Source organism: Bradyrhizobium sediminis (genome assembly GCF_018736105.1).
Taxonomy (GTDB): domain Bacteria; phylum Pseudomonadota; class Alphaproteobacteria; order Rhizobiales; family Xanthobacteraceae; genus Bradyrhizobium.
In genome coordinates this window covers 2,963,135-2,983,417 of record NZ_CP076135.1, presented here as the reverse complement: position 1 = coordinate 2,983,417, position 20,283 = coordinate 2,963,135, and the positions used below count along the sequence as shown (strand labels likewise).

Genomic DNA, 20,283 nt, shown 5'->3' with positions numbered 1-20,283 from the left:
CAAGCCATGCCTAAGGGCAGGCCATCCAATTGACCTTTCCTCATCCGACTCCGCCCTGTCCCCCCTTTACCACATTGGCGCTGAAAGCATTGATTAACCAAACACTTTTCTTGACCCCCCTTGGGGTTAACAATACTTTAACTCGAAATTTTGCAGCAAATTTGATGGGCAGTTGATTCAACAATTCCAGTCGGCGGAGACAGATTATGAACGCGCAATTTCAGATAGCTCAGGCCACCGGCACCGGCACTGGAAATTCCGCTAGCGCAGCAAAGCCGCGAATCTTCAAGCTGACGAAGCCGCTGACCGATCAAGCGGTCATCATCAATCTCGGCTACGACCAAAAAGTTCAAGTCGACTTCTCGTCGATCGCCAATGAGAAAATCACGCTCGTCCACGTCGGCGAAAAGCTGATCATCCTGTTCGACAACCAGTCGACCGTGACGGTCGAGCCGTTCTTCGATTCTAGGCACGATGCGCAGCAAAATCTTTCGATCGAAGTGGCGCCGGGCCGCCAGGTTACGGTCAATGAATTTGCCAGCCTGTTTCCGATCACCACCGATCAATCCGTGTTGCCGGCAGCCGGCACCGAAGGCGGCAACGCGCAGGCGAGCGGCGCGAACTTCAGCCCTTACGAAGTGGACCCGTTGCCGCCTGTCCCAACCAATAAACTGGCGCCCCAGGAAGCGCTGGGCAATTTTGTCCTTACCCCGGAGACCTTCGCGGGCGTGCCGACCGAAGAACCAGCGCCACCAGCCGGCCCGACAATCGTGGCGGGCATTGGGCTGCCTCTGTCGGTGGATGAAAGCTTCATTCCAGTCGTCGGATCGCAGCAGGCGCCGGCCGGATCGAATGTCGATACCGAGGCCTTTGCGTCAGCGTTCACGGTGGATGCGCCGGCCGGCGTACAGTCGGTGACCTATGCGCTGACGATCAACAACCCGACGACCAATTTGATCGATTCGATCAGCGGCGAGCAGGTGCTGCTGTCGCTGAATGGCGCCATGGTCGAGGGGCGGACGGCGATCGGCGGCGACCTTGTATTCACGCTTACGGTCGACGCCGCCGGCAACGTGACGTTCACCGAGCTGCGCGGCGTGCATGAGGGCACACCCGGCGATTTCAACGAAGGTATTTCACTGACGTCAGGATTGGTTTCGCTGACCGCAACGGTGACGGACGTTAATAACGTCAGTGCGAGCGCGAGTATCGATCTTGGGCCGCAGATTACGATCAATGACGACGGTCCGCATGCGGTAGCGGATACCAATTGGACCGTTGAGGACTCGGCAGGTTCTATTGTCGGCAACGCTCTTCTGGATATTTCGCATTCTGGCGATCCTTCCCCCGTGCTTGATTTCGCCGATGTCGGCGACATTGTTGGTGCGGATAGCGGCTTTGTTACGGGGATCGCCGCGGGTGCGGGGTCGCCGGTGGTCGTTCCATCTGGACTCGGCGGTGTGGACATCACGGGTGCATACGGGCACTTGGTTATCCATGAGGATGGATCTTATAGCTATTCGCTTGGTGGAAGCGGAGTAGACACGGCGGCCGTACAGGCGTTGGACGATGGAGATGTGCCGCTTCTGGACGTCTTTACCTATACGGTCACAGATGGCGATGGAGATGCATCCTCTGCTTCATTAACTATTTCGGTGTTCGGCACCAACGACGCGCCGGTTGCCAATGCGGACACCAACTGGGCGCAGGAGGACACCACGAATGCGACCGGCAACGTGCTGCAGACGATTGCGCATGCGGGCGCGCCGTCGGGCATCTTCTCGGACGTTGCGGATACCGATGTCGACATCGAGACGCTGACGGTCACCAATGTCTCGGACACCAACGAGAACCTGGCGGTTATCGCCGGGACGACGTCGGCGAACGGCACGGTGATCGTTGGCCAGTACGGCACGCTGACGCTGGGTGCGGACGGCTCGTACAGCTATGTGGTCGACAACAGCAATGCGGCGGTGCAGGGGCTGGATACCGGCGAGTCGCTGGTGGACAACGCGTTCACCTATACGGTGACGGACGGCACGACGACGACGACGGCGACGCTGACGGTGACGGTGTTCGGCACCAACGACGCGCCGGTTGCCAATGCGGACACCAACTGGGCGCAGGAGGACACTACGAATGCGACCGGCAACGTGCTGCAGACGATTGCGCATGCGGGCGCGCCGTCGGGCATCTTCTCGGACGTTGCGGATACCGATGTCGACATCGAGGCGCTGACGGTCACCAACGTCTCGGACACCAACGAGAACCTGGCGGTTATCGCCGGGACGACGTCGGCGAACGGCACGGTGATCGTTGGCCAGTACGGCACGCTGACGCTGGGTGCGGACGGCTCGTACAGCTATGTGGTCGACAACAGCAATGCGGCGGTGCAGGGGCTGGATACCGGCGAGTCGCTGGTGGACAACGCGTTCACCTATACGGTGACGGACGGCACGACGACGACGACGGCGACGCTGACGGTGACGGTGTTCGGCACCAACGACGCGCCGGTTGCCAATGCGGACACCAACTGGGCGCAGGAGGACACCACGAATGCGACCGGCAACGTGCTGCAGACGATTGCGCATGCGGGCGCGCCGTCGGGCATCTTCTCGGACGTTGCGGATACCGATGTCGACATCGAGGCGCTGACGGTCACCAATGTCTCGGACACCAACGAGAACCTGGCGGTTATCGCCGGGACGACGTCGGCGAACGGCACGGTGATCGTTGGCCAGTACGGCACGCTGACGCTGGGTGCGGACGGCTCGTACAGCTATGTGGTCGACAACAGCAATGCGGCGGTGCAGGGGCTGGATACCGGCGAGTCGCTGGTGGACAACGCGTTCACCTATACGGTGACGGACGGCACGACGACGACGACGGCGACGCTGACGGTGACGGTGTTCGGCACCAACGACGCGCCGGTTGCCAATGCGGACACCAACTGGGCGCAGGAGGACACTACGAATGCGACCGGCAACGTGCTGCAGACGATTGCGCATGCGGGCGCGCCGTCGGGCATCTTCTCGGACGTTGCGGATACCGATGTCGACATCGAGGCGCTGACGGTCACCAATGTCTCGGACACCAACGAGAACCTGGCGGTTATCGCCGGGACGACGTCGGCGAACGGCACGGTGATCGTTGGCCAGTACGGCACGCTGACGCTGGGTGCGGACGGCTCGTACAGCTATGTGGTCGACAACAGCAATGCGGCGGTGCAGGGGCTGGATACCGGCGAGTCGCTGGTGGACAACGCGTTCACCTATACGGTGACGGACGGCACGACGACGACGACGGCGACGCTGACGGTGACGGTGTTCGGCACCAACGACGCGCCGGTTGCCAATGCGGACACCAACTGGGCGCAGGAGGACACCACGAATGCGACCGGCAACGTGCTGCAGACGATTGCGCATGCGGGCGCGCCGTCGGGCATCTTCTCGGACGTTGCGGATACCGATGTCGACATCGAGGCGCTGACGGTCACCAATGTCTCGGACACCAACGAGAACCTGGCGGTTATCGCCGGGACGACGTCGGCGAACGGCACGGTGATCGTTGGCCAGTACGGCACGCTGACGCTGGGTGCGGACGGCTCGTACAGCTATGTGGTCGACAACAGCAATGCGGCGGTGCAGGGGCTGGATACCGGCGAGTCGCTGGTGGACAACGCGTTCACCTATACGGTGACGGACGGCACGACGACGACGACGGCGACGCTGACGGTGACGGTGTTCGGCACCAACGACGCGCCGGTTGCCAATGCGGACACCAACTGGGCGCAGGAGGACACTACGAATGCGACCGGCAACGTGCTGCAGACGATTGCGCATGCGGGCGCGCCGTCGGGCATCTTCTCGGACGTTGCGGATACCGATGTCGACATCGAGGCGCTGACGGTCACCAACGTCTCGGACACCAACGAGAACCTGGCGGTTATCGCCGGGACGACGTCGGCGAACGGCACGGTGATCGTTGGCCAGTACGGCACGCTGACGCTGGGTGCGGACGGCTCGTACAGCTATGTGGTCGACAACAGCAATGCGGCGGTGCAGGGGCTGGATACCGGCGAGTCGCTGGTGGACAACGCGTTCACCTATACGGTGACGGACGGCACGACGACGACGACGGCGACGCTGACGGTGACGGTGTTCGGCACCAACGACGCGCCGGTTGCCAATGCGGACACCAACTGGGCGCAGGAGGACACCACGAATGCGACCGGCAACGTGCTGCAGACGATTGCGCATGCGGGCGCGCCGTCGGGCATCTTCTCGGACGTTGCGGATACCGATGTCGACATCGAGGCGCTGACGGTCACCAATGTCTCGGACACCAACGAGAACCTGGCGGTTATCGCCGGGACGACGTCGGCGAACGGCACGGTGATCGTTGGCCAGTACGGCACGCTGACGCTGGGTGCGGACGGCTCGTACAGCTATGTGGTCGACAACAGCAATGCGGCGGTGCAGGGGCTGGATACCGGCGAGTCGCTGGTGGACAACGCGTTCACCTATACGGTGACGGACGGCACGACGACGACGACGGCGACGCTGACGGTGACGGTGTTCGGCACCAACGACGCGCCGGTTGCCAATGCGGACACCAACTGGGCGCAGGAGGACACTACGAATGCGACCGGCAACGTGCTGCAGACGATTGCGCATGCGGGCGCGCCGTCGGGCATCTTCTCGGACGTTGCGGATACCGATGTCGACATCGAGGCGCTGACGGTCACCAACGTCTCGGACACCAACGAGAACCTGGCGGTTATCGCCGGGACGACGTCGGCGAACGGCACGGTGATCGTTGGCCAGTACGGCACGCTGACGCTGGGTGCGGACGGCTCGTACAGCTATGTGGTCGACAACAGCAATGCGGCGGTGCAGGGGCTGGATACCGGCGAGTCGCTGGTGGACAACGCGTTCACCTATACGGTGACGGACGGCACGACGACGACGACGGCGACGCTGACGGTGACGGTGTTCGGCACCAACGACGCGCCGGTTGCCAATGCGGACACCAACTGGGCGCAGGAGGACACTACGAATGCGACCGGCAACGTGCTGCAGACGATTGCGCATGCGGGCGCGCCGTCGGGCATCTTCTCGGACGTTGCGGATACCGATGTCGACATCGAGACGCTGACGGTCACCAACGTCTCGGACACCAACGAGAACCTGGCGGTTATCGCCGGGACGACGTCGGCGAACGGCACGGTGATCGTTGGCCAGTACGGCACGCTGACGCTGGGTGCGGACGGCTCGTACAGCTATGTGGTCGACAACAGCAATGCGGCGGTGCAGGGGCTGGATACCGGCGAGTCGCTGGTGGACAACGCGTTCACCTATACGGTGACGGACGGCACGACGACGACGACGGCGACGCTGACGGTGACGGTGTTCGGCACCAACGACGCGCCGGTTGCCAATGCGGACACCAACTGGGCGCAGGAGGACACTACGAATGCGACCGGCAACGTGCTGCAGACGATTGCGCATGCGGGCGCGCCGTCGGGCATCTTCTCGGACGTTGCGGATACCGATGTCGACATCGAGACGCTGACGGTCACCAACGTCTCGGACACCAACGAGAACCTGGCGGTTATCGCCGGGACGACGTCGGCGAACGGCACGGTGATCGTTGGCCAGTACGGCACGCTGACGCTGGGTGCGGACGGCTCGTACAGCTATGTGGTCGACAACAGCAATGCGGCGGTGCAGGGGCTGGATACCGGCGAGTCGCTGGTGGACAACGCGTTCACCTATACGGTGACGGACGGCACGACGACGACGACGGCGACGCTGACGGTGACGGTGTTCGGCACCAACGACGCGCCGGTTGCCAATGCGGACACCAACTGGGCGCAGGAGGACACTACGAATGCGACCGGCAACGTGCTGCAGACGATTGCGCATGCGGGCGCGCCGTCGGGCATCTTCTCGGACGTTGCGGATACCGATGTCGACATCGAGACGCTGACGGTCACCAACGTCTCGGACACCAACGAGAACCTGGCGGTTATCGCCGGGACGACGTCGGCGAACGGCACGGTGATCGTTGGCCAGTACGGCACGCTGACGCTGGGTGCGGACGGCTCGTACAGCTATGTGGTCGACAACAGCAATGCGGCGGTGCAGGGGCTGGATACCGGCGAGTCGCTGGTGGACAACGCGTTCACCTATACGGTGACGGACGGCACGACGACGACGACGGCGACGCTGACGGTGACGGTGTTCGGCACCAACGACGCGCCGGTTGTTGTCAACACGCACAACTGGATGTCCAGCGATCCGGCCCAACAGACTGCCACTTCACCAAGCTACCCGAACGGATATCCACTGCTCGTTACTATTCCGACCGACGTCGATGGGGAGAATCTTGTCGTAACTGCAAATACCGTTCCGGGCGGTGTTTATTATTTCGACGGGATAAATTATGTGCCGGTCGTGGCAGGCGTCACCGTGTTGTATGACCCTTCATCGGGTATCAATTTTCTCGATGATCTTGTCTATCGGCCGACGGTCACTGTGGACGATACGCTGAATGCGAGCCTGGTTCTGAATGTCACCGATGGAACGGCGACGGTCCAGCAAACGGTTTTCATCCATGAGGTTCCGCCGAACAGTTTGCCGACTGAAGTCCACACAATCGGAAACGGAAGTAGTCCTCTGAACTTTGGCAACGCTCAAACCCTGCCGATCACACTTTCGCAGGCAACGGTGGACGGCATTCTTAATGATCCGTTCAGTAGCACCATTCGTGTTTCTACCGATTTTCAAGAAGCTCCGTTTGTGGTCCCCATTCCAGTGGCTGAGCGAAATCCTGGCGTATTCCACGACCACAGCGCCGGCTCAGAACGCGAGGAGGAGGTGCAGGTCGAGATTGTGATCGGAACCAACCATTTCGTTATTGTAGAAGACGACCTGACCGCCGCAACTTTTGAGCAAAGCTGGACTTATAACTCTCTAACCGGTCTAATGGAGGCCACAGTCAGCTATGGCAACATCTTCTTGCTTGATTCCCTGGGGAACGCGACGACAACGTCGCTGGCTGATTATCTGATCCTCCATCCACCCTCTGTGGGCGACACCTGGACGCTTTCGTATAGGGACAATGACGGCGGGAACTATCAGGCTCGTCTCGCCCAATTTGATTTCTTCACGAATAATCCGGGGGACCCTGGCATTGTCGTCAACGGTGACACCAATCTGCCAGACCAGATTTACGGTACCTCCGGCAACGACAACTTGTCCGGAAATGGGGGTGACGACATCATTCTCGGCCGCGGTGGCAATGATCTCCTTAGTGGCGGCCTTGGCGACGACACGTTGGATGGCGGGACTGGAACCGACACTGCTAGTTATTCAAGCGCAAGCGTCGGCGTCGTTGTCGACCTCAACGTTGTCACTCCGCAGAATACTGTTGGAGCGGGTATTGATACGCTCTTGAATATCGACAATCTCATCGGCTCTGGATCTGCGGATACGTTGACAGGCAACGGTAACGCCAACTCCTTGTCCGGAGGAGGCGGCGACGACATCTTGGTCGGAGGAGGAGGTATTGATACTCTGACAGGCGGCGCGGGGGTTGATCACTTCCAGTATAACGCGACGTCGGAAGGGCTCGATCACATCATCGACTTCAGCGGCCATGGTGGCCAGCTCGATGTGCTAGAGTTTGACAACGCTGCCTTTGGAAGTCTGGGCGTGGGAACGCTCGATGTGTCTCACTTCGCTTCGAACGCGTCGGGCACAGCGACGGCGGCAACGGCGCAGTTCGTGTATAATACTACCTCGCACACGCTTTCCTATGACTCGGACGGTACGGGAGCGGCGGCTGCCATAGCCATGGCGGTTCTCGAGAACGGTTTTGCTCTCAACAATACGGACATTCGCATCGTCTAAGTCGAGCACCCACGAAAACATGGCCCGCCGGACAGCCGGCGGGCCGTTTTGTTACATCAGGAGGGGCAGCGTGAAGAGCTGAAAGCTGCCGTCGCTCGATGCCTCCGCGCCGGTCCATTCCGTGACGTCGCCGCCTGCCGCCGCCGGTGCTGCCTCGACTTCGTCTGCCAGTAGCGGTCGTTTCGCATAGGGCGCCGCGAACAGATGCACGCCCCGCTGGTTGATAGCGAACAACGGCGTAAGGCTCGAGGCATCGGAGTCCTCAACCAGCGTGGAATGCCGGCTGTCTAGGATCAGCCAGCGGCCGTCGAGGCGTGCGGCCAGCACCGCATGATCCTGACGGACCGCGCGATCGCGAACCAGCACCAGCTGGAGATCTTCACGGGGAAAGCCCGCCTCGCTCAAGGCCACATATTTGGCAATTGCGTAGTCCTCGCAGTCACCTTTCGCGGTCGCAAAAGTCGCGAGCGGCGTGCTCCATCGATCCGCTTCACCATGCAAGGCATAGTCGCTGACATAGCGGATCGCCGTGTTGACGGCGCGATTGGCCTCGTCGAGTTGGACGCGGCCGGACTTTGACTTGACGGCGTGGATCAGCCGCATGAATTGCGCGGCGTACGACGGGCAGTTCCCGGCATCCGCCCGGCATTGATCCAGAACGGCTTGCTCCTTCGCCATGGCGGCTTCGACGCCGCGCCACTTGCGCCAGAGCAGGCCTTCGGGCGCGCGAAACGTGAACAAGCCAAAGGGATCTTTGCCGGCCGGCGCAGTTTCCCTCGACGCGGGTTGCGCGTCCGTCGCGGAATTCGACGGGGGAGTGAGCGAGGCCAGACGAATGGCACCAGGTCCGCGGCCGCGCTGCTGGTCGTGTTTCGCGAGGACGGCGTTGATACTGAAAAACGTTGCAGGAGGGCGCATCGACGTCCGGTCGGCGCCGGGGCTAAAATCAGCGGCAGTTTCGGCGACGACGACTTCCTCGGCCGCGAATGAACCGGAGGTCGCACATGCGATAATCGAAACAGTGAGCCCCGCAACAAACGCAAACGAGCGAAGCACCCGCAATTCCAAACGCGGCGTCATGACGTCCCCTTGTCCGGAACGTCAGCCAACGTCTTTGCGTCGATCTTCCGTCCCAATCTGTTATCGGGACGGAGCCTGCGGCCTCTGCTGCTTATGCGGAGTTAAGAGGGGGCAGGGGACGGCGGTAATGTCGGAAAGGCGGTCAATTGCCGGTTTGCAGGACCATTCAAAATTGAACGATCGAAAATGACGGTTTGTTAAGCAAACCGCCGCGCGCTCAACGTTCGCGCAGGGCCTCGTCACGCAAGGTGCGGGCAGGCCTGAGCAGGTAGTCCAGGACCGATTTCTCACCGGTGAGGATTTCGACCGTGGCGACCATGCCGGGAATGATCGGCAGTGAATTCTTGGCTGTCCCAAGATGGTTCTTCTCGGTTCGAACCATCACCCGGTAAAAAGTCTCCTGGCGCTCCGATTTCTCGGCCTTTTCGTCGACGATGGTGTCGGCGCTGATGCGCTCGACCTTGCCTTTCAGCGAGCCATAAACCGAGGGATCATAAGCAGAAATCTTGACCACCGCGTCCTGGTTGGGGCGAATGAAGGCGATATCCTGCGGGCGGATCCGGCCCTCAACCAGCAATGAATCGTCGAGCGGAATGATGTCCATCACGTTGGCGCCGGGCTGGACCACCGCGCCGATCGTGGTCACGTTCAATTTGTTAACGATGCCATGTACCGGGGCCTTCAGGTCGGTCCGTCGCACGCGGTCCTGCGCAGATTTGATGTTTTCATCCAGGACGGCCAGATCCCCTTTCGACTTGGCGAGATCCTCATCCGCCTGCGATCGGAAAGACGTTATGGCGTAATTGATTTTTGATTGAGTCTCGGCGAGTTGGCCTCTCATTTCGGTCGCCTGGCGGTCCAGCCGCAGCATCTCGATCTCGGGGACTACCTTCTGTTCGTAAAGCTTGCGGGTGAGGGCGAGTTCGCGGTCCAGCAATTTGAGAGTGCCGGTGAGCCGGGTTACCTGCTGGTTCAACACGTCGACGTCTTGCGACAATTTCTGCGCGCGCATCTTGAACACGCTGGTTTCGGTAGCGACCGAAGCCGGCACTACCTTATCGAGTTGGTCGGGAAACGTGACATCGTTTCGTCCGCGCGCCTCCGCCTCGAGCCGGGCAACACGGGCAGCCATCGCCGCGCGCCGCTCCCTTATTTCACCGAATTCCGAAGCAAATTTGGTGTCGTCAATCCGCATCAGGGACTGACCTTGCTGAACGATGGCGCCTTCCTGCACAAGGATATCGCCGACAATGCCACCCTCAAGGGTCTGGACAACCTGGGTCTGGCGTGACGGCACGACCTTGCCATTGCCGCGTTTGACCTCGTCCAGAACCGCGAAGTGGGCCCACACCAGAAACGACATCAGGAGAGCCAGGAACGTCAACAACAGCATGCGTGACGTCCGCGGCGTCCGCAGCGCCGCCGCCGCCCGGATGTCGTTGGCGAAGGCAAAGTCAGATGGCGGCATTAGGCTTTTGCACCAAAGTTGCTCTTTGCGTGGGATTAGGCTGGGCCGCTTTATCGGCAGGTGGCGCAGCATGTTTCCCTTGGAGGAGGGCCAACACCTTGTCGCGCGGCCCGTCGGCGACCAAGCGGCCGTTGTCGAACAGCAACAGTCGATCCACCATGCTGAGGAGCGAAAGCCGGTGCGTCGAGATGATGATGGTCATCCGCTCACCACCGATCGCTTTCAGTCGCTCCAGGAATTCGGCTTCACTGCGGACATCAAAATGCGCAGTCGGCTCGTCCAGGAACAGCACACGTGGCTTCCTGATCAGTACGCGGGCCAGTCCAATGGCCTGTTTCTGGCCGCCGGACAGACTGCGACCGCCCTCCGAGATAGGCATATCGTACCCCATCGGATGTCCGGCGATAAAACTCTCTACGCCCGAAAGCCGCGCAGCGGCGAGAACTTCTTCATCGGTCGCGTCAGGCTTGCCCAACGCAATATTGTCGCGCAATTTTCCGAAGAACAGGTCGGTATCCTGCATCGCAAATCCGATGCCGGTACGCAGATCCGAAGGATCATATTGACGCGAATCGACGCCATCGATCAGGATTCGACCTTCTTGGGCTTCATAAAAACCGAGCAAGAGCCGGCCGACTGTCGTTTTCCCGGACCCTACACGTCCGATAATGCCGATCCGTTCGCCACCCTCGATTTTGAAGGAAACTTTCTCCAGCGCCTTGGCAGGGGCGTCCGGATAGGAAAAGCTGACGTTCTCGAAAGCAATCCGTCCTTGGTCGATTTTCCTCGCGACGTAAGCGCGCTGCGGCGATCGTTCGCGCTCCAATGACATAATGCGATCGATCGCCTTCAGCGCTGACAGGGTCTGGGTCCCGCGCGTAATTACCGATGCGATGCCCGCGATCGGCGCCAGAACGCGCCCCGCCAGCATATTGGCGGCGACCAGAGCGCCGACAGTCAGTTTTCCGTCGAGGATGAGAAAGACACCGATAATCACCAAAAGGAGGCTGGTGAGCTGCTGTGCAGCGTTGGCGCTCGTCAATGTAAGCGAGGCCCAGAAATGCACGTCTTCTCCCGATCGCGCGGTCGCGGCAACCGAGCGCTCCCATGCGGTCTGCATGCGGGCTTCAGCGCCAGTCGCACGAACCGTTTCCAGACCGGAAAGGGACTCCACGAGAACGCCGTGACGTGCTGCTGATTCAGCCTGCAGCCGCTTCATTGCGCGATCGAGCGGACGCTGCATCGTCAAGCCGAGCGCGATCATGATCGGCAACATGGCGAGCGGAACCCACGCCAACGGTCCCGCGATAATGAAGAGAACACCCACGAACAGGATGGCGAAAATCAAATCCGTCGCGGATACCACGCTACCGGAAGTGAAAAACTCGCGAACCGAATCAAAGTCGCGGAGCTGATTTGCGATGATGCCGACAGAAGCCGGCCGCTGCGCCATCTTCACCGCCATTACGTGTTCGAAAATATTTGCCGCGAGAACGACGTCTACGGTCTTGCCGGTCATGTCAATCATGCGGCTTCGTACCGTGCGCAGCACAAAATCGAAGACAATGGCGAGGCCCATCCCGATCGATAATGCAATCAAGGAAGGAATGGCGCCGTTCGGTATGACCCGGTCGTAGACGCTCATGATGAACAATGGTGTCGCAAGCGCGAGCATGTTGACCAGGAAAGCGGCGAGCGCAATGTGTCCGTAACTGCGCCAGTGCACCTTGACGACGGACCAAAACCAGTGGTTTCGCGGGAGGTCTCCAGCAGCGACTGCGCGCGCATCGGATTCAGCCGCAGCCCTGACCAGAAACGCGTAGCCCGTATAATCCGCTGTCACCGCATCGACGCCCGCAATTCGCGGAGTGCTCGGCTTCACCGTGGGGTCGAGGATCTTGACGCTCTGGTTATTCGCATCAATCCCGAGGAGAATGAGCGCAGTCCCGTTTTTCATAATCAGAACGGCGGGAAGAACCATCGCTGGAATGTCGGTAACGGCTCGCTTGATGGCCTCGGTTTCGAGACCAGCGCGCTTGGCCGCCCGGTCATACAATGCTACCGATAGCCGCCCATCAAGGATGGGAAGGCCCCCGAGGAGAGCCTCGCGACTTATCGCCCGGCCATGGTGTGCGGCCAGATAGGTTAGAGAGGCGGCCAGTGGATCGTGTCGAGGAGTGTTCGTCTCAGGCGGCGCAACGATCTTCCGTTCCGGCTCATCCTTGGATGGCAGGCCCTTAGCCGACTTGCGTCTCCGGAACAGCAAAATCCAAAGCCTCTGATCGTAAGTGGACAAGACCTGCGGAAATATCGGACGCAGGAGCAATAACTCTTACAATACAGCAATTTGCGACCCGAATCATTCGCTCTGTCGGATATCCCGCCGGACAGTTAATCGGGACGGCGTGCTAACCGTCTTCCCGCGGCAGCCATCCTGGCACCGGTCGGCAGTCCCGGAGGTTACTTTGGCGCGAAGGCCGTCAGCAGCCAAAATGGCTTGCCCTTATCAGCCGCAGCATAGGACATAGCTCGCTGCTCCGTCGGGTCTACATGCGCGACGGCGGACTCGGGACTGCGGCCCTTTTTCTGGGCGAACCATTCTGGCGCGCCCAGCATCCTCGCCGCGAACGCCCAGTGCGGCCAGCGATCCCTGAAACCATCCTGAGGCTCGACGGCGGCATAGGCATTGGCACCGGCCGAAGCTCCACCAATGGCAGCGTCGGAGACGCGGAGCGGCTCCGATCCGGTCTGCGGTAACGTTACTCGGATCGTGGGGAACTTGTACGGGACAAAGCCGCCCGCAAGCGTATCAAGCGGAGCAGCATCCACCGGCGGAGGGGCCTTGAGGTATTCAAGAAGCGTCCCCATGGCGGCCAGCAACTGGTAGTCGGCGAACACGATCACGCCGCGCGAGGAGGTGAGCGAAACGGCCGCATTGAAATACTGGTTTTGCGCATTCAGAAGGTCAATCAGGGAGCGCTGACCAAGTTCGTATTCCTTATCGAAAGCGGCGATGGTCTTCCGGTCCGCCTGCAGTTGCCGCGTCAATGCGGCGACCCGAGTTGCGGTAATGGTACGCGCCGACCAGGCCTTGTCGATCGACTCGAGCGCGTCGCGCTGCAATCGAGCATGACGCATCGTTGTTTCGGTATGACGCTCGGCCATTTCCGAACGGCGCCAAACGTCCTGTCCGCCACGGAAGATATCCCAGGACATCACCACCTTGCCGCTATAGTCGTCGTGCGTGACGCCCAGATAGGGATAGGTATTGTCGTTGTGAGTTGCGCGGGCTTCGAGCGAGAACGTCGGGACAAACGCGCCATCCGTTACCCGAAACGCATGCTTCGCCGCGTCAGCATCTGCCTGGGCGGCCTGAATGGTAGGGTTGAAGCGAATCGTCACGGCAAGGGCTTCATCCTTTGAGCGCGGCAATCCGGCGAGGGGGCCTGGGAATCGCAAATTGACCGGCTCCAGCCCTACAACTTTGCGATACTTTGCCCGGGCGTCATCAAGGCTCTTGCGAAACTCCGCAAGCGTAGCGCGAGCGTTTTCGACTCGCTCCCGGGATTGTTCGAGGTCACCCTCGCCGGCTCGCCCGCCGGAAAATCGCGAATTCACATTCGAGAATATCTTCTCGTGATTGGCTACGTTTTGCTCGCTAAGGCCCACCAGCCGCAAATACCGCACGACATCGACGTACGCCTCAGCGGCGTCCAGTGCGATCAATTCCGTTCGCTCGCGAACGCGAAACGCGGCAGCATTGACCCTGGCGGATTGGCGCCAGATATCGTGGATTGACGCAAATCCATCGAAAAGAATTTGCCTGACAACCACGGATTCCTGCGAACCGTTCCGCCAGGCGCCATTTCCCACAACAGGAACGGGCAGGGCACTGGAGCTGCCTACAGCCGCGCTCTGGTCGAACTTTTCGGGACCGTACCGAGCCTCTATCCGTACTTGGGGAAGCAATGTGCTTTGAGTCTGTCGAAGCTCGGATTCAGTGGCGCGGCGGTTCGCCGAAGCCTCACCTACGCCCGGATTGGTCTGTACAGCTTGTTTGAGCGCCTCATTGATCGAAAAAGGTTCGGCCGCCAGAGGGCTGGCGACCAATACGAGACCGGCGATCGCAAAGTATGCGGATTTCATTTGCCCCGTCCCATTACAATACCAAAATGCACTCGCGACCAATTCTCAAAAGAACAAAGGGAAGCGTAGCAAAGGGGCACCACATCACCTATGACATTTCGGCCACAGGTCTCGGCGCATTTATCTATTGTTAACAAAGTGACCTCAGTCGGTGAGAAGTGTCATATTACCATCATAGGGCTAGCTGGCTGGTCTGCCGACGCGCCAGTTTTGCTGCTCGTGCAGGTTGCGGAAATCACAGGGTTTTCAGGGCCTGGGGGACGATGAATTATCAAGCCTTCACAAATGACAGCCTCACCATGATGTACGAGGGCATCCGCGGGGCGCTAGCGGCGGATGACGGACGCAGCGGTCTTGGCGAGGAGCCAAGATTTCGTGTTCGGGAGACCGCCGAGTGGAAAACGCATGCCGCAGAGATTGAGGCGGAAATGCTGAGGCGCGGGATGTTTTTCGAGGTTATCGACTGGTCCGAGGATCAGGCAACGCTGCCCTTTGAATGAACCGTTCGTCCTGCGTGGTCTCGGCAAACTTAGCCGCGCGCGTGTCCGCGTCGGTTTATCGGGCAAGGTGGCATCAGGCGTCGGTGTGACCAGATTTTTCGAGGCCATGCACGGCTGAAGCAGTTCAGCCCAAGAATTTGATGCCTAATGTCCTCCCATGACGCCAAACAACTTCGCAACGCCGCTTGGGTGCGTGGGGCACGAGAGTAATGTCGAACTGACTTCCAACTTCTGCGGCAACGCCAGTTATCTTCGCGCCGCCTTGTGAAACATCCGCGACCCAGCATTCGCGATCTGTTGCCTCGCCGTCGAACGTGATCCAGGCCGATTGACGGCGACGCCTGCGAATCTGCTGACGCTCTTGCTGGAGCCGTGATCTGTCCTTGAGCATGCCGAGTATTCTTGCCGCTGAACGGTTAAGCTTCGTTCATCACATTGCGTAACTTTGTGCAGATCGGACCTTGAGAGGAATACCTCAAGCGGCTGGCGGTCGCCTGCGGGTTGAGCCGCTTGATAGCGGCTTTGACGCTGCCGGCGTCGGCAGCAACCCGGAGAACCAGCTCTTTGAAATCACCGAACGTCATCATGTCATCGCCGTGCCGAACCGCAACTTCTAACATTAGGCGGGACACCTCGCCGATATGTCGCCGAGTATCGAGCACGACTCGGCAATCGACGGCGTCGATCCTCACCTCGGCGTCATCGCGAACAGCATGCGGGCGATACTGGCGGACTGTCCGCCAGCGTCTCATGACTCGAACTCATCACCAGCGGATGCAGGCAGCGGGGCTGACACTAGTGGGCCGTCAAGGTTACCCCTGACGGCTCGTTGACTTGAGGTTAGTCGCGTCAGTCGGGTGTGGCTCTGAGCCGCACACCACGTGAAGACGACGAAACCTCGGCGCGCCTGATGCGTTGCCATTGTTGATCAGGGGAGAGATCGGCTTGGCGTATGCAAGACAGGGATACTGACGGAAAATGAACTATGTTCGGGGCTCGAGAGACGTCGGTTGCGTGCTCTTCATCCCACGTCAGGATCCAATGCGAGTAGTCTTTAGTCTCGACATCAAGCCGCTGATGCAGACCGCCTTGCAGGGCGCTCAAGGTCGTCGCGCGCCCATCGAGATTGGCTGAAATAGTCGAAATGAGTTTCGCAAGTTGGCAATGCGATCCTGCTCAGCGGACCAGCTCCCGAAGATGAGTCCGGGATCCAGATGATATTCATGGATTTCGTCCACGCTGAAAACGCCGACGGGACAGATATCGGACAGCGCTGCGCGAACGTCATTTTCATCGAGCACGCGGGGGTCTTTTCCGTTCTGGAACGGAGTTGAGAAAGTTGCACCACTAGCCGGAAGTCTGTGTGCACAGTGTGCGCAAGCGGCAAAATAGCGGCCGAAATGCGGGGACAAGATCACGCCTAAGCTATTGATTTGATTTTGTCATGGTGAGCGCGGAGGGACTCGAACCCTCGACCCCATGATTAAAAGTCACGTGCTCTACCACCTGAGCTACGCGCTCACTGCCGCGCTGTGTAGGGGGCGGCTGGATGCGGGTCAATAGCGCGGCGAAGCGCAAGTGCCCCGTTGGGGACGGCCCGGATTTCCCAGCCGGTACCGGCCGTTAGCGGCAATTCTTCATGCCCCGCGGATGCCGGAAAACTGGCTCCCGTCAACTGGCTTCGCGGCGAACCTCCGACGCCACCGGCTGCGAGGTGCCGGTGACCGTCGGCATCGCCACCGGGCGCAGCCCGATCAGTTCGGCGCTGCGCACCCCGGCATAGCGCCAGAACTCGAACGAATTGATCCGCGAACTCTCGAGAATGGCGATCGCCACCGCCGACAGGAACGGCAGGCTTTCCAGCACCAGCACGGCCGCGAATATATAGATTTCGCGGACTTCCTTCTGGCTGTTGGTGACGACCAGGACCGCGGCGCCGACCAGCAGCAGCACGCCGATCACGGCTTCCCAGAACGCCTGGAATTCGATCGACATCCGCGACAGGCCGCCCTTGGAGGTGCGGGCGAAGGGCAGGTGTTCGGTGATCAGGCCGTTGGCGACCGCGCGCGACACCGTCCACTGCACCGACATCGCCGCGACCATGGCGCCCAGCATCTGGCCCCATTTCACCGGCACCCGCAGCCGGTACAGGATCATGAAGTGCAGCAGCGAGACGACGAAGGCGGCGATGATCGGCAGCGTCAGGATCTTGTCGGGAATGGCGATGCCGGCAAACGCCACGATCGGCACCCAGATCAGGTTGAGGATCGCGACCAGCACGCCGAGGCTTTCGGCGCCGAGCCAGTTCAACCAGCCCAGCGAAAATTCGCGTTTTTGATCGGGCGAGAGCCGGCTCGCGCCCGGCAGGAACCGCCGCCAGTGCTTCTTGACGATCTGGAAGCCGCCATAGGCCCAGCGATGGCGCTGCTTCTTGAAGGCCTCATAGGTGTCGGGCAGCAGGCCGTGACCGTAGCGGTGGTTGGTATAGTGCGTCAGCCAGCCGTGCTCGATGATGGCGAGGCCGAGATCGGTGTCCTCGCAAATGGTGTCGCCGGCCCAGCCGCCGGCCATATCCATCGCCGCGCGCCGGATCAGGCACATGGTGCCGTGGACGATGATCGAGTTGGCCTCGTTGCGCTGGACCATGCCGATGTCGAAGAACCCGGCATATTCACCGTTCATGATGTAGTGCATCAGCGAGGTATCGCCGTCGCGATGATCCTGCGGCGCCTGCACGAGGCCGACGCGCGGATCGGCGAACACTGGCACCAGGTCCTTCAGCCAGTCCGGCTGCACCACATAGTCGGCGTCGATGATGCCGATGATCTCGGCGTCCACGGCGGTGCGCGCCATCGCGATACGGAGCGCGCCGGCCTTGAAGCCCTCGACCTTCTCGGCGTTGATGAACACGAAGCGCTCGCCGAGCGCCCGGCAGTGATCCTGGATCGGCTGCCAGAATTCCGGATCCGGCGTGTTGTTGATGATGACGACGCATTCGAAGTTCGGATAGTCCAGCCGCGCCACCGCATCGAGCGTCTGCTTCAGCATCTCGGGCGGTTCGAAATAAGCGGGGATGTGGATCGATACCTTGGGGAAGGAGATGTTCTCGCCGATCGTCGCCGGCGCTACGGGGTCGCCCTTGACGATCAGCCGGCGCGGCTTGCGGCCGAAGGCGATGGCCGCGATTTCCTCGATCCGCGCCATCGCGATCAGCACCAGCGGAATCAGCAGGATCAGTCCCAGCGTCAGCGCGAAGGCCGAACCGAACACGAAGTAATGGCCTTCCCAATAGGCGAACACGGTGGCGGCCCAGGTGCCGACGCCGGCGGACGCCGCCGACAGCAGCAGCGCCTGCATCACGGTGGGTTGGGCGAGCCGCAGAATCGGCAGCGACAGCAGGATGCCGACCAGCACCGCTATCGTCGCGAGTTTCCAGTAATTCTCGTTCACGACCGGGCCGGTCCAGGCGAATTTGGGCTCCCGGGCTGCGTTGAGAATGCCCCAATAGGGCCCGACGCCGCCTTCGAAGAACTTCCAGGGCTGATCGATCGCCTCGACGATGTTGTATTCCATGCCGATGGCTTCGGCGCGGGTCACGAAGTTGCGCAGCACCACGGCCTGCTCGAAGGTGCCGGGTTCGGCGTTCTTCAGATTGTAGCCGGCGCTGGGCCAGCCGAATTCGGCGATCACGATCCGCTTGCCGGGAAACTGTTCGCGCAACAACCCATAGAGATAAACGGCCTGATCCACCGCCTGCTTGTCGGTGAAGTTCTCCCAATACGGCAGCACGTGCGCGGCGATGAAGTCGACCGAGGAGGCCAGCTTCGGATTGTCGCGCCAGATATTCCAGATTTCACCTGTTGTAACAGGGACATTGACCGATTTTTTGACCTGCTTGATGAGCTCGATCAGGTCGTCGACCTTTTGCTCGCCGCGGTAGATCGTCTCGTTACCGACGACGACGCCGTTCACATTGCTGTTCCGCTTGGCGAGGCTGATCGCGGCCTGGATCTCGCGCTCGTTGCGTTCGGAATTCTTGTCGATCCAGGCGCCGACGGTGACTTTCAGTCCGAATTCCGCGGCGATCGGCGGCACCAGTTCGACGCCTCCGGTCGAGGAATAGAGCCGGATCGCCCGCGTCGTCCGCGACAATGTCTTGAGGTCGGCGCGGATTTTCTCGACGCTCGGAATGTTGTCGACGTCGGGATGCCCGGTGCCTTCGAACGGCGCGTAGGAGACGCTCGGCAGGATGCCCTTGAAGTCCGGGGCTTGCTGCTTGTCCCGCAGCAGCCCCCACATGGCAGCGTGAACGGCAGTCACAAACAACAGAACGGCGACGACGGCGCGCATCGCGACTAAACCATACGGGGCCTGCATTGAAAAGAAAGCGAACCCGTCCCCTAGGTCCGACCGACACGGCGGCATCTCAAAGGATAATCCTGCCACGCGATTTAACAACTGGTATGACGCCGTGGCGTTTTAAGGGCGCAGCCGATTCAAAATCGCGGGAAGAAGGTCTGGTTGGGTTTCGGTTACTTCGCCGGCGCGGCGGCCGGTGCGGGTGAGGCCGCCGGTGCGGCGGCCGCACTTCCGGCCGTCGTGGCGGCCGGAGCCGTCGTTGCCGCCGCTGCGGCCTGCGGTTGCGCCGCGGGATTGATCCAGCAGGCGTGAATGCGGCCGGAAAGCGACTCCGGAACCTTCGAATCGATCGACGCGCCGAACCGGGTCAGGCAGCGGAAGGTCGCCTGGATGTGGCCGCCGGGGCAGCCGAAACGGTCGTAAAGATCGAGATGGCGGAAGGCGGTATCGAGATCGTCGAGCCACATCAGGCGCACCATGCGGCGGCCGAGCCAGACGCATTCCGGGTTTCCGGCCGGGCCGTTGATGGCCTGCGACGCCTCGACGAACTGGTCGGTCTTGCGCTGGTCGTCCTTGGCGGTATCGGCGGGATTGGCGGCGGGCGCCTTGGGGTCCTGGGCGCGGGTATCGCCGCTCTGGGCGAGGGCGCTGCCGACACCGATCAGGAGGGCGAGCACGGGAATGGCGAGGTGGCGCAAAACCGCATTTCTACTCTGAAGCACCCGTCGACGCATAGATTCCCCGATGTGTTGCCCGTCCGCGCTCGGTCCGGACGGCTGGTGTGATGCCGCCTAAATGGGTCCCCAATGCGGCG

At 60.9% G+C, this 20,283-nt stretch carries 10 protein-coding genes and 1 tRNA gene; 2 read left to right on the top strand and 9 right to left on the bottom strand.

Annotation, left to right across the window (positions count from 1 at the left end; all coding sequences use genetic code 11):
- The first annotated feature begins 206 nt into the window (after positions 1 to 206).
- Positions 207 to 7,916: a beta strand repeat-containing protein gene (locus KMZ68_RS14180; RefSeq protein ID WP_215611928.1), complete on the top strand. Its 7,710-nt coding sequence runs from the start codon at positions 207 to 209 to the stop codon at positions 7,914 to 7,916.
- Positions 7,917 to 7,967: 51 nt separating this feature from the next.
- Here KMZ68_RS14180 and KMZ68_RS14175 read toward each other — a convergent pair whose 3' ends face one another.
- From KMZ68_RS14175 to KMZ68_RS14160, 4 genes are all read right to left on the bottom strand, one after another.
- Complete coding sequence (locus KMZ68_RS14175) at positions 7,968 to 8,996, bottom strand: transglutaminase-like cysteine peptidase (RefSeq protein WP_215611927.1); 1,029 nt, start codon at positions 8,994 to 8,996, stop codon at positions 7,968 to 7,970.
- 217 nt (positions 8,997 to 9,213) lie between these two features.
- A complete protein-coding gene (locus KMZ68_RS14170) occupies positions 9,214 to 10,464 on the bottom strand; it encodes an HlyD family type I secretion periplasmic adaptor subunit (RefSeq protein WP_215611926.1) in 1,251 nt (416 codons plus the stop codon).
- Complete coding sequence (locus tag KMZ68_RS14165; protein ID WP_215616331.1) at positions 10,451 to 12,667, bottom strand: type I secretion system permease/ATPase; 2,217 nt, start codon at positions 12,665 to 12,667, stop codon at positions 10,451 to 10,453. The genes KMZ68_RS14170 and KMZ68_RS14165 overlap by 14 nt, the downstream gene beginning before the upstream one ends.
- A 257-nt stretch (positions 12,668 to 12,924) precedes the next feature.
- Positions 12,925 to 14,610 carry a TolC family outer membrane protein gene (locus KMZ68_RS14160; protein WP_215611925.1) on the bottom strand — a complete coding sequence of 562 codons (1,686 nt, stop codon included), beginning with the start codon at positions 14,608 to 14,610 and terminating at the stop codon, positions 12,925 to 12,927.
- Positions 14,611 to 14,873: 263 nt separating this feature from the next.
- On the opposite strand from KMZ68_RS14160, the gene KMZ68_RS14155 reads away from it, so the two are divergent.
- Positions 14,874 to 15,110 carry a hypothetical protein gene (locus KMZ68_RS14155; RefSeq protein WP_215611924.1) on the top strand — a complete coding sequence of 79 codons (237 nt, stop codon included), beginning with the start codon at positions 14,874 to 14,876 and terminating at the stop codon, positions 15,108 to 15,110.
- Positions 15,111 to 15,234: 124 nt separating this feature from the next.
- Here KMZ68_RS14155 and KMZ68_RS26230 read toward each other — a convergent pair whose 3' ends face one another.
- The 5 genes from KMZ68_RS26230 to KMZ68_RS14130 all read right to left on the bottom strand — a co-directional run bounded on the left by KMZ68_RS26230 (position 15,235) and on the right by KMZ68_RS14130 (position 20,203).
- Positions 15,235 to 15,501: a PilZ domain-containing protein gene (locus KMZ68_RS26230; protein ID WP_215611923.1), complete on the bottom strand. Its 267-nt coding sequence runs from the start codon at positions 15,499 to 15,501 to the stop codon at positions 15,235 to 15,237.
- A gap of 25 nt (positions 15,502 to 15,526) precedes the next feature.
- Positions 15,527 to 15,862 (bottom strand): hypothetical protein, encoded by a 336-nt coding sequence (locus KMZ68_RS14145; protein WP_215611922.1) that lies wholly within the window; start codon positions 15,860 to 15,862, stop codon positions 15,527 to 15,529.
- A gap of 693 nt (positions 15,863 to 16,555) precedes the next feature.
- Positions 16,556 to 16,631, bottom strand: a tRNA-Lys gene (locus KMZ68_RS14140).
- 150 nt (positions 16,632 to 16,781) lie between these two features.
- Complete coding sequence (locus KMZ68_RS14135; RefSeq protein ID WP_215611921.1) at positions 16,782 to 19,460, bottom strand: glycosyltransferase; 2,679 nt, start codon at positions 19,458 to 19,460, stop codon at positions 16,782 to 16,784.
- 182 nt (positions 19,461 to 19,642) lie between these two features.
- A complete protein-coding gene (locus tag KMZ68_RS14130; protein WP_215611920.1) occupies positions 19,643 to 20,203 on the bottom strand; it encodes a beta-1-3, beta-1-6-glucan biosynthesis protein in 561 nt (186 codons plus the stop codon).
- Positions 20,204 to 20,283 lie beyond the last annotated feature (80 nt).

Bases quoted from the DNA above. Each gene is read 5' to 3' on its own strand.
- KMZ68_RS14180 (WP_215611928.1), top strand. From the start codon at position 207: ATGAACGCGCAATTTCAGATAGCTCAGGCCACCGGCACCGGCACTGGA.
- KMZ68_RS14175 (WP_215611927.1), bottom strand. From the start codon at position 8,996: ATGACGCCGCGTTTGGAATTGCGGGTGCTTCGCTCGTTTGCGTTTGTT.
- KMZ68_RS14170 (WP_215611926.1), bottom strand. From the start codon at position 10,464: ATGCCGCCATCTGACTTTGCCTTCGCCAACGACATCCGGGCGGCGGCG.
- KMZ68_RS14160 (WP_215611925.1), bottom strand. From the start codon at position 14,610: ATGAAATCCGCATACTTTGCGATCGCCGGTCTCGTATTGGTCGCCAGC.
- KMZ68_RS14155 (WP_215611924.1), top strand. From the start codon at position 14,874: ATGAATTATCAAGCCTTCACAAATGACAGCCTCACCATGATGTACGAG.
- KMZ68_RS26230 (WP_215611923.1), bottom strand. From the start codon at position 15,501: ATGCTCAAGGACAGATCACGGCTCCAGCAAGAGCGTCAGCAGATTCGC.
- KMZ68_RS14145 (WP_215611922.1), bottom strand. From the start codon at position 15,862: ATGAGACGCTGGCGGACAGTCCGCCAGTATCGCCCGCATGCTGTTCGC.
- KMZ68_RS14135 (WP_215611921.1), bottom strand. From the start codon at position 19,460: ATGCGCGCCGTCGTCGCCGTTCTGTTGTTTGTGACTGCCGTTCACGCT.
- KMZ68_RS14130 (WP_215611920.1), bottom strand. From the start codon at position 20,203: ATGCGTCGACGGGTGCTTCAGAGTAGAAATGCGGTTTTGCGCCACCTC.